This window comes from Acetobacter sp. UBA5411 (genome assembly GCF_002409645.1).
Lineage (GTDB): Bacteria > Pseudomonadota > Alphaproteobacteria > Acetobacterales > Acetobacteraceae > Acetobacter.
This window is the reverse complement of the sequence record NZ_DHNR01000028.1, coordinates 29,409-42,308: the sequence shown is the minus strand read 5'-3', so window position 1 is coordinate 42,308 and position 12,900 is coordinate 29,409. Positions and strand designations below refer to the sequence as shown.

General features: G+C 60.2%; 11 protein-coding genes. All 11 read left to right on the top strand.

Annotated elements, in window-relative coordinates; translation table 11 throughout:
* Positions 1 to 2 precede the first annotated feature (2 nt).
* Genes nuoF through B3759_RS08740 form a run of 11 tightly spaced genes read left to right on the top strand, consistent with a single transcriptional unit; the run spans position 3 to position 12,677 of the window.
* Entirely contained in the window at positions 3 to 1,337 is a 1,335-nt protein-coding gene (gene nuoF, locus B3759_RS08790) for an NADH-quinone oxidoreductase subunit NuoF (protein ID WP_291365578.1), read from the top strand.
* Positions 1,338 to 1,342: 5 nt separating this feature from the next.
* A complete protein-coding gene (gene nuoG, locus B3759_RS08785) occupies positions 1,343 to 3,379 on the top strand; it encodes an NADH-quinone oxidoreductase subunit NuoG (protein WP_291365577.1) in 2,037 nt (678 codons plus the stop codon).
* Between the two features lie 4 nt (positions 3,380 to 3,383).
* The gene (gene nuoH, locus B3759_RS08780; protein WP_010667123.1) at positions 3,384 to 4,406 is read left to right on the top strand and encodes an NADH-quinone oxidoreductase subunit NuoH; all 1,023 of its coding nucleotides are present in this window, start codon (positions 3,384 to 3,386) and stop codon (positions 4,404 to 4,406) included.
* Positions 4,406 to 4,894 (top strand): NADH-quinone oxidoreductase subunit NuoI, encoded by a 489-nt coding sequence (nuoI, locus tag B3759_RS08775; RefSeq protein WP_010667122.1) that lies wholly within the window; start codon positions 4,406 to 4,408, stop codon positions 4,892 to 4,894. The genes nuoH and nuoI overlap by 1 nt, the downstream gene beginning before the upstream one ends.
* A gap of 60 nt (positions 4,895 to 4,954) precedes the next feature.
* Positions 4,955 to 5,680: an NADH-quinone oxidoreductase subunit J gene (locus B3759_RS08770; RefSeq protein WP_099347277.1), complete on the top strand. Its 726-nt coding sequence runs from the start codon at positions 4,955 to 4,957 to the stop codon at positions 5,678 to 5,680.
* Positions 5,677 to 6,000: an NADH-quinone oxidoreductase subunit NuoK gene (nuoK, locus tag B3759_RS08765; protein ID WP_010667120.1), complete on the top strand. Its 324-nt coding sequence runs from the start codon at positions 5,677 to 5,679 to the stop codon at positions 5,998 to 6,000. The genes B3759_RS08770 and nuoK overlap by 4 nt, the downstream gene beginning before the upstream one ends.
* Positions 6,001 to 6,005: 5 nt before the next feature.
* Positions 6,006 to 7,949 (top strand): NADH-quinone oxidoreductase subunit L, encoded by a 1,944-nt coding sequence (gene nuoL / locus B3759_RS08760; RefSeq protein ID WP_291365576.1) that lies wholly within the window; start codon positions 6,006 to 6,008, stop codon positions 7,947 to 7,949.
* Between the two features lie 46 nt (positions 7,950 to 7,995).
* The gene (gene nuoN / locus B3759_RS08755; RefSeq protein ID WP_291365575.1) at positions 7,996 to 9,420 is read left to right on the top strand and encodes an NADH-quinone oxidoreductase subunit NuoN; all 1,425 of its coding nucleotides are present in this window, start codon (positions 7,996 to 7,998) and stop codon (positions 9,418 to 9,420) included.
* Positions 9,413 to 10,219, top strand: coding sequence for a biotin--[acetyl-CoA-carboxylase] ligase (locus B3759_RS08750; RefSeq protein ID WP_291365574.1), 807 nt, complete (start codon positions 9,413 to 9,415; stop codon positions 10,217 to 10,219). Before nuoN ends, B3759_RS08750 begins: the two co-directional genes overlap by 8 nt.
* Positions 10,203 to 11,018 carry a type III pantothenate kinase gene (locus tag B3759_RS08745; RefSeq protein WP_010667116.1) on the top strand — a complete coding sequence of 272 codons (816 nt, stop codon included), beginning with the start codon at positions 10,203 to 10,205 and terminating at the stop codon, positions 11,016 to 11,018. The genes B3759_RS08750 and B3759_RS08745 overlap by 17 nt, the downstream gene beginning before the upstream one ends.
* Before the next feature lie 9 nt (positions 11,019 to 11,027).
* Positions 11,028 to 12,677: a ribonuclease J gene (locus B3759_RS08740; RefSeq protein ID WP_291365573.1), complete on the top strand. Its 1,650-nt coding sequence runs from the start codon at positions 11,028 to 11,030 to the stop codon at positions 12,675 to 12,677.
* Positions 12,678 to 12,900: the final 223 nt, after the last annotated feature.

Here is a 12,900-nt window from a genome sequence, read left to right as displayed (position 1 = left end):
CGATGCTGAGCGATAAGGACCGGATCTACACCAACCTGTATGGTCAGAATGATTGGCGACTGGCTGGTGCCCGCGCCCGTGGTGACTGGAATGATACGAAGGCGATCACCGACAAGGGGCGGGACTGGATCGTCAGCGAGATGAAGGCGTCCGCCCTGCGCGGTCGTGGTGGGGCAGGCTTCCCGACCGGTGTGAAGTGGTCCTTCATGCCGAAAGGTGATGGACCAGCGCCGCGTTACCTCGTCATCAATGGCGACGAGTCCGAGCCGGGTACCTGCAAGGATCGTGAGATCCTGCGTCATGAGCCGCACAAGCTGATCGAGAGCGCACTGATCGCCTCTTTCGCGATGGGGGCGCATGCGTCCTACATTTACGTGCGCGGCGAGTTCTATAACGAGGCCCGCCATCTCCAGATCGCCATCGATGAAGCGTACGAAGCCGGGCTACTCGGCAAGAACGCCGCAGGCACGGGCTGGGATTTCGACTTCTATCTGCATCGCGGAGCAGGCGCTTACATCTGCGGCGAGGAAACGGCTCTGCTGGAAAGCCTCGAAGGCAAGAAGGGGCAGCCGCGCATGAAGCCGCCATTCCCGGCTGGCGCGGGTCTGTATGGCTGCCCGACGACGGTGAACAATGTTGAGTCGATCGCGTCGGCGTCCACAATCCTGCGACGCGGGGCGGCATGGTTCTCCGGCCTTGGTCGTCCGAACAATGCTGGCACCAAGCTGATGGCCATTTCCGGCCATGTGAATACACCGTGCGTGTTCGAAGAAGAGCTCGGTGTTCCGATGAAGGAAATCATCGAGAAGCACGGTGGCGGTGTTCGTGGCGGCTGGGACAATCTGCTGGCGGTCATTCCGGGCGGCTGCTCGGTGCCGCTGCTGCCGAAGGATATCTGCGAGACGGTGCTGATGGACTATGACAGCCTGCGGGCGGAGCGGTCCGGCCTCGGCACGGGCTGCATGATTGTCATGGACAAGTCCACCGACATCATCAAGGCGATCGCCCGGTTCTCACAGTTCTTCAAACATGAAAGCTGCGGTCAGTGCACGCCATGCCGTGAAGGCACCGGCTGGATGATGCGCGTCATGAACCGCATGGTCGAAGGACGTGCCGAAATCGAGGAAATCGACATGCTGGAGCAGGTCACCCGGCAGGTCGAGGGTCACACAATCTGTGCGCTCGGCGATGCGGCGGCCTGGCCTATTCAGGGGCTGATCCGGCATTTCCGCCCGGTCATGGAAGAACGTATTCGCGACTACAAGCGGCGGCATGGCGGCTCCCAGCAGGTGCAGGTGCCTGCGGGAACGCCCGCAGCAGCGATTGCGGCGGAGTAAGGCTGATGGTCAGAGTCATTGTTGACGGCACGCCTGTCGATGTCGCTCCCGGTTCCTCAGCACTTCAGGCGTGTGAGGCGGCGGGTAAGGAAATTCCTCGCTTCTGCTATCATGAACGCCTGTCTGTCGCGGGTAACTGCCGCATGTGCCTCGTTGAGGTCGCACGCGCTCCGAAGCCGGTCGCCTCGTGTGGTTTCCCCGTAAACGAGGGAATGCAGATCTTCACGGACACGGAAACGGTCCGCAAGGCGCGTCGTGCGGTGATGGAGTTCCTGCTCATCAACCATCCGCTCGACTGCCCGATCTGCGATCAGGGCGGTGAGTGTGATCTGCAGGATCAGGCTTACGGTTATGGCAGCGGCATTTCCCGTTATCACGAGGAAAAGCGCGCCGTTACCGACAAGAACCTTGGTCCGCTGGTAAAGACGGTGATGACGCGCTGCATCCAGTGCACGCGCTGTGTCCGTTTCAGCGCGGAAGTGGCGGGCACGCCGGAACTGGGTGGTATCTCGCGTGGTGAGAACCTTGAGATCACCACCTATGTCGAGAAAGCGCTGACGTCGGAACTGTCCGGTAATCTGATCGATATCTGCCCGGTCGGCGCGCTGACCTCCAAGCCGTCCGCCTTTCAGGCTCGTCCGTGGGAACTGCGGAAGACCGACGCCATCGACGTGATGGATGCGGTCGGCACTAACATCCAGATCCAGGCGCGTGGCGGCGAGGTGAAACGCATCGTTCCCCGCGTGAATGACGAGGTGAATGAGGAATGGCTGTCCGACAAGGGCCGTTTCTCCGTCGATGGGCTGAAGCGTCGTCGCCTCGATCGTCCGTGGGTGCGGGTGCATGGCAAGCTGCATCCGGCAAGCTGGCAGGATGCTTTTGTCGCCATCGCCAAGCGGCTTGAAGGCGTGCAGGGCAGCCGGATTGGCGCGATTGTCGGCGATCTGTGTGACGCCGAGAGCATCATGGCGCTGCGTGACCTGATGTGGTCGCTCGGTTCGCTCAATCTCGACTGTCGTCAGGATGGCGCGAAATACGATCTGTCGGATCGTTCGCGCTATACATTCGCCAGCGGTATCGTCGGCATTGACGAGGCGGACGCGATCCTCGTGGTCGGAGCCAATCCGCGTCTGGATGCCCCGGTTCTGAACGCCCGTATCCGCAAGCGCTATCTATCGCTGGGACGTGGCGGTCTGCCGATTGGTGTCATCGGCACGCTGACTTCCGACCCTACATGGGCTTACGAGGATCTGGGCAGCAACCCGGTCTCGGTGAACGGTCTGTTGAGCGGCACAGTCGAGTTTGTCGAAAAGCTTAAGGCCGCCAAGAAGCCGATGATCATCGTTGGTCAGGAAGCGCTGACCCGCGAGGATTCTGACGCAATTCTGAAAGCCTGTCGCGCTCTGGCGGAATCGGTCGGCGCGCTGACGGAGGGCTGGAACGGCCTGAACATCCTGCACACGGCGGCCTCACGCGTTGCGGCGCTCGACTTGGGCTTTGTGCCACGGAACGGTGGCCGCAGCCTGCGCGGGATGCTGAGCAGTGGCGTGGATGTGCTGTGGCTGCTGGGAGCGGACGAGTTCTCCGTGAACGCCATCAGCCCCGAAACATTTGTGATCTATCAGGGCCATCACGGCGATGCGGGAGCGGCCCGTGCCGACGTGATCCTGCCGGGTTCGGCCTACACCGAGAAATCGGGCACATGGGTCAACACGGAAGGCCGCATCCAGCGCAGTTTCCAGGCAGTTTTCCCGCCGGGCGAGGCGAAGGAAGACTGGAAGATCATCCGCGCCGCCTCGGAAGTGCTGGGCGCGAAGCTGCCTTACGACACGATCGAAGCGCTGCGTGAGCGACTTCAACTTGGCGTGTCCTCGGCAGCAGGTGAAACGGCGGACGAGCCGGGCGTCGACGCCATTCAGGCCAAGCCGCTGCTGGCGTCCTCCCGGAGTTATTACCTGACAAACCCGATCAGCCGGTCCAGTCCGACCATGGTCGAGTGCGCGGAAGTCTACGCGCCGAGTGTGGCTGTAGCGGCGGAGTAGGAACGTGGCTGACTTTTTCTTCCATACGCTTGCTGGCCAGCTCATTCTGATGGTGCTGGAGACGCTGGCGGTTCTCGTGCCGCTGCTGATCGCCGTGGCTTACCTTACGCTTATGGAACGTAAGGTGATGGCGGCGATGCAGTTGCGTCGTGGTCCGAACGTGAACGGCATCTTCGGTCTGCTTCAGGCTTTCGCCGACGCGATCAAGATGATCACCAAGGAAACGATCATCCCTGCCGGGGCCAACCGTTTTCTGTTCTTGTTCGCACCGTTCCTGACTTTCTCACTGGCCATGACAGCATGGGCAGTCATCCCCACGGGCAACGGACTGGCGGTCGCCAACATCAATGTGGGTATCCTCTACCTGCTGGCGATCTCTTCGCTTGGTGTTTACGGCATGCTCATCGCGGGCTGGGCGTCGAACTCCAAATACGCCTTCCTCGGCAGCCTGCGATCCGCCGCCCAGATGGTGTCCTACGAGGTTTCCATCGGTCTGGTGATTGTCTCCGTGCTGCTGGCGGTGGGAAGCCTGAACCTGAACGACATCGTGCTGGCGCAGCGTCATGTCTGGTTCTGCGTGCCGATGTTCCCGATGTTCATCCTGTTCTTTATCTCGGCTCTGGCCGAGACGAACCGCGCACCATTCGATCTTCCGGAAGGCGAGAGTGAGCTGGTAGCGGGCTTCTTCGTCGAATATTCCTCGCTCTCCTTCGGTCTCTTCTTTCTTGGCGAATATGCCAACATGATTCTCATGTCCGGCATGGTCAGCATCCTGTTCCTCGGTGGCTGGCTGCCGCCGCTCGGCATCGCGCCGCTGACATGGATTCCGGGCCCGCTCTGGCTGATTGCCAAGATCCTGTTCTGTCTTTTCGTCTTTATCTGGACCCGCGCAACGTTCCCCCGTTTCCGTTATGACCAGCTCATGCGGCTTGGCTGGAAAGTGTTCCTGCCGTTCTCGCTGCTCTGGATGATTGCGACCGCTGGGTTCCTGCTTGCAACGGGTCTTCTGCCGCAGGGAGTAAGCTGATGGCTGGCATGGATCGTGCGCTGAAGGCTTTTCTGCTGACGGAGATCATCTCCGGCATGGCCTCGACATTCAAGACAATGTTCAAGCCGAAAGTCACCATCAACTATCCTTATGAAAAAGGGCCGCTTTCCCCGCGTTTCCGTGGTGAGCACGCGCTGCGTCGTTATCCGAACGGCGAGGAACGCTGCATTGCCTGCAAACTGTGCGAGGCGACCTGCCCGGCGGAAGCGATCGTGATTGAGGCCGAGCCGCGTGACGATGGCTCCCGCCGCACCACGCGCTACGACATCGACATGACGAAGTGCATCTATTGCGGCCTGTGCGAGGAAGCCTGCCCGGTGGATGCGATTGTCGAAGGTCCGAACTACGAGTTCGCCACGGAAACCCGTGAAGAGCTTATGTACAACAAGGAAAAGCTGCTCTCGAACGGCGACCGCTGGGAGAGCGTGCTGGCACGGAGGCTCGAGCTTGATGCGCCTTATCGCTGATCGGCCCTACGCTATGTCCGTAGCCGTGTCCGCCGCCTGTTTCAGGGGAGGCTGTGTCTGATGGTCCAGCTCGTCTTTTATGTGTTCGCCACCATTCTGGTCGGTTCCGCCGCCATGGTGATCAGCGCACGCAATCCGGTCCATTCGGTTCTGTTCCTGATCCTTGCGTTCTTCAACGCGGCGGGTCTGTTTCTTGTTGCCGGGGCTGAATTCCTCGCGATGATCCTGGTGATCGTCTATGTCGGTGCGGTCGCCGTGCTGTTCCTGTTCGTGGTGATGATGCTCGACATCGACTTCACCAAGATGCGGGAAGGCCTACAGCGTTACGCACCGATCGGCGGTGTCGTCGGCTGTATCCTGTTCGTTGAGCTGGTGATGGCGGGTGTTCACTGGGGCATGTCCCCGGTCATGCCCGCACCGATCACGGGTGGCCTCGGCCAGCCCGGAGGGGCCGCGACCAACACCGGCGCGCTCGGTAACCTGATCTACACACACTACATCCTGCTGTTCCAGCTCTGCGGTCTCGTGCTGCTCGTCGCCATGATCGGCGCGATTACCCTGACCTTGCGTGACCGTCCGATGGGCCGTCGTCAGATCATCTCCCGTCAGCATGAGCGCAAGCGCGCCGACACGCTCGAGATGATGAACGTGCCGCTGGGGCAGGGCACGGATGCCAACGGCGGCTTTATCCGCCCCAACGATTCCTATTACGTGACAGCCGTTCCGGGCTCTTACGGAGTCCCTGCCGCAGAAAAGCGCGAGCCGGGTGAAGGAGACGCAGAATGAACACGGCAATCGCCCAGATCGGGCTTGGTCCCTACCTGACGGTCAGCGCGGCGCTGCTGGTGCTCGGCGTGTTCGGGATCTTCCTGAACCGGAAGAACATCATCATCATCATGATGTCGATGGAGCTGATCCTGCTGGCCGCCAACCTCAATCTGGTGGCGTTCTCCTCTGTTCTGGGTGATTTCTCGGGGCAGGTTCTGACGCTGTTCGTGCTGACCATCGCGGCTGCTGAAGCTGCCATCGGTCTGGCTATCCTCACTGTCTATTTCCGCAACCGTGGCTCGATTCAGGTCGAGGACGTTGCGACGATGAAGGGCTGAGCATCATGCAGGCAGCACTCATCCTCTTTTCGGTCGCAACGCTGGCTCCACTGTGCGGCTCGGCTATTGCGGGACTGTTCGGACGTCGCACCGGTGACGGTGCGGCGCAGGCTGTGACGGTCTTGTGCATGCTCATCGCTACACTGTGCAGTTATGGCGCGCTGATGGGCGGCTTCATGGGCGGCGGTATGCCGAGCGTGGCCCTGCTGGCGCACTGGGTCGATGCCGGTTCCTTCCATGTAAACTGGGCGCTGCGGTTCGATACGCTGTCGGCCACCATGGTGGCGATGGTGCTGACTGTCTCGACGCTCGTGCATATCTACAGCATTGGCTACATGGCGCACGATACGATGCCGCGTTACCGGTTCTTCTCGTATCTCTCGCTGTTTACCTTCGCCATGCTGATGCTGGTCACATCCAATGACCTGATCCAGCTCTTCTTCGGCTGGGAAGGCGTCGGTCTCGCGAGTTATCTGTTGATTGGCTACTGGTATCAGAAGCCCAGCGCCTGCGCCGCCGCGATCAAGGCTTTCGTGGTCAACCGTATTGCCGATCTGTTCTTCCTTGTCGGCATCGGCCTGATCTTCGTGGTGTTCGGCACGGTTCAGTATGACGACATCTTCGCCACAGTCCCGGATCACGTTCAGACGGGTTATTACCTGTTCGGTTCGACCCATTCCGTGCTTGAGGTGATCGCCACGCTGCTGTTCATCGGCGCGATGGGCAAGTCGGCGCAGCTGTTCCTGCACACCTGGCTGCCGGACGCGATGGAAGGCCCGACGCCGGTTTCAGCGCTCATTCACGCCGCCACAATGGTCACGGCGGGTGTTTTCCTGATGGCGCGCATGTCACCGCTGGTCGAGTTCGCACCTGACACACGCATCTTCATCGTGCTGATCGGGGCGACGACCTGCTTCTTCGCTGCAACCGTTGGTCTGGTGCAGCCGGATATCAAGCGCACGATTGCCTATTCCACCTGCTCGCAGCTTGGCTACATGTTCATGGCCATTGGTGTCGGGGCTTATCAGGCGGCTGTGTTCCACCTGACGACCCACGCTTTCTTCAAGGCGATGCTGTTCCTTGGCGCAGGCTGCGTGATCCACGCCATGCATGACGAGCAGGACATGTTCCGCATGGGCGGTCTGTGGAAGAAGATTCCGGTGACCTACGCCATGATGTGGATTGGAAGTCTGGCGCTGGCGGGCGTGTTCCCCTTCGCCGGTTACTGGTCAAAGGACGCCATCCTGAACGCGGCATGGGTCTCCCACTCCGGTATGGGGACCTATGGCTGGATCCTCGGCACGGTCACGGCCTTCATTACGGCGCTGTATAGCTGGCGTCTGATTTTCCTCGTGTTCCACGGGAAGCCCCGTGACCAGCATGCGTTCGATCACGCGCATGAAAGCCCGGCTGTCATGCTGGGTCCGGTGCTGATCCTGTCGGTCGGTGCTCTGGTCGCTGGTGCAGTGCTGGCTCCGCTTTATATCGGCGGCAAGCAGGAAGGCTTCTGGGGCGGGGCGATCTTCAATGCGCCGGGTAACACGGTTATGGCCTCGCTTGAGGATGTTCCGACACTGATCGGCCTGATGCCGAGCATTGTTGGTCTGCTGGGGATCGCGCTGGCCTATGTTCTCTATATCGCCAAGCCGGAGCTGCCGGGACAGATCGCCACGTCTTTCCGTCCGGTTTATCAGTTCCTGCTCAACAAATGGTATTTCGACGAGCTGTATGACGTGATCTTCGTGAAGCCTTATCGCGCCATTGCCCGTGCCCTGTGGCATGGCGTGGACGAGGGTGTGATCGAGAAGATCCCCGTCGGTCTTGCCGAGGCGACACGCGGCACGGCGGTCACTGCTACCCGCACGCAGACGGGGTCCATCGCGATCTATGCGTTCACCATGCTCGTCGGGCTCGTTGTGTTCGTCACCACTGTGGTGTTTTTCCAATGAGCGGCTTTTCTGAAATCCTGCACGTCATCGCCGGGGAGAATGGACGATGAACTGGGTTATTGCGTTGCCGGAAATCGTTCTGGCAGTCAGCGGTCTCCTTATCCTATCGGTGGGCGTGCTCACGAAGAAGGGCCATGCCTTCCTGCCGTCGGCGACGCTGAGTATCGCGGCGTTCGTGGTCACGGGCTTCTTTGTGGCGACGTCACAGGGTGGCGTGGGGTATGACGGGCTGTTCGTGGTCGATGCGTTCGCCCGCTTCATCAAGCTGCTGGCTATTGTCGGTGGCGTAGTCGCGATTGCGCTTTCGGTGGGCTACACCAACGAGCACCGCGAACTGCCGTTCGAAATGCCCATTCTCGTCCTGTTCTCGACGCTCGGCGCAATGGTCATGGCGTCGTCCGCCAACCTGATGACCTTGTTTGTCGGGCTGGAGCTGTCCTCTCTGGCCATCTATGTGCTGTGCGCCATGGAGCGGGATCGTCTGGGGTCTGCTGAAGCCGGTCTGAAATACTTCATCCTTGGCTCGCTGGCGTCTGGCCTGCTGCTCTATGGCGTGTCGCTGGTCTATGGCTATGCGGGTACGATGGAATACGCCCCCATCGCGGCCGAGATCAACGGTGCCGGTATCCTTCCGATTGGCCTTGTCATTGGCATGGTGTTCGTTCTCGTCGGACTGGCGTTCAAACTGTCGGCTGTGCCGTTCCACATGTGGACGCCGGATGTTTATCAGGGTGCGCCAACACCGGTAACAGCCTATATGGCCGGCGCGCCGAAATTCGCAGCTTTCGCTCTGATCCTGCGCGTGATGGCCGGTCCATTTGGTGCGATGTCGCCGCGCTGGCAGCTGCTGATCGAGGTGATTGCAGCTCTGTCCATGCTGTTCGGTTCCTTTGCCGCTATTCCCCAGCGTAACATCAAGCGTCTGATGGCCTATTCCTCAATCGGTCATATGGGTTACGCGATGATGGGCCTTGCCGCTGCTTCTCCGGCAGGCACGACCGGCACACTGGTCTATCTAACGACCTATCTGATCATGAACGCAGGCACGTTTGGCGTGATCACCGCCATGCGTCGCAAGGGACGTGAGGTCACGGAAATCTCCGACATCGCCGGGCTCGGTCGCACCAATCCGGGACTGGCTCTGGTGCTGGCGGTCTGCATGTTCAGCATGATCGGCGTGCCGCCACTGGCCGGGTTCTTCGGTAAATTCATGGTGTTCGCCGCTGCCTGGAATGCGGGTCTGTATCCGCTGATCGCCATTGGTGTGGTCTCGGCTGTGGTCGGTGCGTTCTATTACCTGCGCATCGTGAAAGTGGCATATTTTGATCCAGCGGCTCCGGCGTTTGATCGTCCGGCTCCGTCTGTGTCGTTCGTGTCCATCGCGATGGGACTGGCGACGGTGCTGTTCCTGATTGGTCTGGGTCCGATCAGTGAAGCTGCTCAGGCTGCGGCGCAGGCTCTCATTGGCTGAGCCGGTCGCGCCGCAGGGTCACGTCCCGGATCAGCCCGCTGGCTGGCGTCTTTCATGCTTCGATCAACTGCCTTCCACATCTGACCTCTGTCTTGAAAAAGCGGAGGCAGGTGAGGCAGATGGTTTCGCTGCTCTAGCCTTTCATCAGACCAGCCCGCGCGGTAGTCGCGGGCGTCTCTGGTCCGACCCCGGCGACAGTCTGGCTCTTTCAGTGCTTTTGCGACCCGATGAAACCGAACGAAAACAGCCCGGTGCATGGGCGTTTATAGCAGCTCTGGCGTTTCATGATGGCGTTGCTGCGGGGCGGACAAGCTCCCGGCTGCGGATCAAATGGCCGAATGACATCGTGCTCGATGGTCGCAAGATGGGCGGTATTCTTGTTGAAGCCGGAGGGGGTGGCGATCCCTGGCTGGTCATTGGTTTCGGGGCCAATCTTGTGGCCTCTCCTGCTATTCCCGGCCGGAAACTGGCCTGTCTGGCGGAATGGACAGCCTCCTGTCAGCCACGTGCTGTCGCGGAGCGTGTGCTCGCTGCTCTGACGCATTGGCGGCAGGTTTTCAGGGATGGGGGCTTTGCTGCAATAAGGCGCGCATGGCTTGACCGATCGCTGCCTTTGGGAGCGCCCCTTGTAGTAAACGGCGGCGGACACTATTCTGAAGGTAGATTTGCAGGGATTGGTGAGGATGGTGAGTTGCTCCTCGACTGTAATGGGAGGGTCGAGAGAGTGATTACGGGTGAAGTGCTTTATGGTGATCCCAAGGTGAACGCGCTGGAAACCGGTCGTGCTGCTGGTCATTGACGCAGGCAACACCAACGCTGTTTTTGCTGTCGATGACGGAGAAAAATGGCGTGGGACGTGGCGCATTTCCATGCAGACGCAGCGCACCAGCGATGAATACGCCGTCTGGCTGCTGACACTGCTGCAGAATGAGGGAATTGCGCCAGAAGACATTACCGGTGCGGCTATTGGCACGGTTGTGCCTGCTGCCTTCTACCATCTTCGCCAGCTTTGTCGTCAGTATTTCAATGTCGAGCCTCTGGTGGCCTCGCCGCGTCTGGACTGGGGTTTTCAGATCGCTCTGGACAACCCGACGGAAGTGGGTGTTGACCGTCTCCTGAACGGGCTTGCGGCCCAGCGGCTTTATGGCGGCCCTCTGGTGGTTATCGATTTTGGCACAGCCACCACGTTCGACGTCGTGGCGGCAGACGGAACCTATCTTGGGGGCGTCATTGCCCCCGGCATCAACCTTTCGGTTGAAGCCCTGCATATGGCCGCGGCGCGCCTGCCGCGGATTGGAATTGGTCGCCCGGAAGGCGGCCTTGTTATTGGCAAGAACACAAACATGGCCATGCGGTCAGGCGTGTTCTGGGGATATGTCGGATTGCTCGAAGGGCTTGTCGAGCGGATCAAACGGGAATTCGGAGCACCCATGAAGGTGCTCGCGACCGGTGGTCTCGCGCCGCTCTTTTCTGAAGGAACACAGGTCTTCGACCATATCGACCCTGAATTGACCATCAACGGATTGCGGTTCCTGTTCGAACGAAACCCGGAGCCGCCATTACACACCATCACAGACAGTACACAGGAAGAAGGATAACAATACGACATGACAGAAAAGGATAGCGGTCTGGCCTTTCTGCCACTCGGCGGAACGGGCGAGATCGGTATGAACCTCAACCTTTACAGGTTGGGGGAGACGTGGCTCGCAGTGGATTGCGGAATCGGGTTCTCCGGCAACGATACGCCGGAAGCGGAAATTCTGGTGCCGGATCCGACCTACATTATGGAACGTCGGGACAAGCTGGCTGGTCTGGTCATCACGCACGCCCATGAAGACCATATCGGCGCAGTCGCGCATCTCTGGACGCGCCTTGGCTGCCCGATCTACGCGACGCCTTTCGCTGCGACAGTTCTGCGTCGCAAGCTCGGTGAGGCGCGCCTCGACCAGCAGGTGAAGATCCATGTGATCCCCTGCGGTGGACGCTTCAATGTCGGCCCGTTCGACATCGAGTTCATCCCGGTGACCCATTCAGTGCCGGAAGCGCAGGCGATGGCCATCCGCACGCCGCAGGGCGTGGTGGTGCATACCGGTGATTGGAAGATCGACCCGACGCCGCTGGTTGGGCCGCCGACCGATATCGAGCGTCTGAAGCAGATCGGCGACGAAGGCGTGCTGGCGCTGGTGTGTGACAGCACCAACGTGATGACACCCGGAGCTTCGCGTTCTGAAGCGGAAGTGCGTCAGGGCCTGACGGAACTGATGGGAACGCTCAAGGGCCGCATCGCCGTCACCTGTTTTGCGTCCAACGTTGCCCGTGTGGAAACCATCGCCATGGCGGCGCAGGCTGCCGGTCGCGTTGTGGTGCTGGTCGGACGCTCCCTGCGCAATCTCGATGTGGCAGCGCGTGAGTGCGGCTACCTCTCGGGCGTGCTGCCGTTCCTGCCGGAATATGAGATCAACAATGTCGAGGACGACAAGATCGTCATGATCATCACCGGCAGCCAGGGCGAGCCCCGCTCGGCGCTGTCGCGGATCGCCTCGGACACGCATCAGAGCGTGGCGCTCGGAGAAGGGGATACGGTCATCTATTCAAGCCGCATGATCCCCGGCAACGAGCGCGCGATCATGCAGGTGCAGGACAATCTGACCCGTAACGGTGTCCGTGTGATCACGGACAAGGAAGGGTACATGATCCACTGTTCCGGCCATGCCACGGCTGATGACGTGCGGATGATGTATGACCTGATCCGTCCGCAATATGCCGTGCCGACGCATGGTGAATGGCGTCACCTGACAGCCCATGCCGCACTGGCTCAGGAGAAGGGCATCGCCTCCATCCTGCTGGAAGACGGCGATATCCTGAACCTCGCTCCCGGTGCGGTGCAGGTGGTGGACACAGCGCCGACGGGACGTCTGGCTGTGGACGGCAATCGTCTGCTGGCGATGGATGGTGATGTTCTGTCCGCTCGTCGCAAGATGCTGTTCAATGGCATCATCATCGCCAGTGTCGCGGTGGATGATGAAGGTTACGTCATCGGTGAGCCGAAGATCAGCGCGCCCGGTCTGCTGGAAGCAGGCGAGCCGGAAAGCATCCGCGTGCAGGAAGAGTTTTCCAACGCGATCGACGAGATTCCGGACGAGCTGCGCATGGACGATGTTTCCTTCCGGGAAGCTGCCAAGACGGCGCTGCGTCGCGCTCTGGGGCGCAAGCTTCAGAAGCGTCCGCTCGTGGACGTTCACGTCCTTCGCGTCTGATGCACAGGTCGGCAGGCACCATCATGAGAGTGCCTGCCTGTTCCTGAACGTGGCAGATGATACGTTTCGAAATGCCGTGGTCATGTGCGGTCAATGACCGGGTGACATAATCGTCGGGCGAAAGTCACAGGGTTCAAGAGACAGAAAATTCAATGCGGCAGAAAGACGGAAACCGGACCGCGGGGTCTTTGCGGCAGAATATGACAGGTCATATTCTGGATGC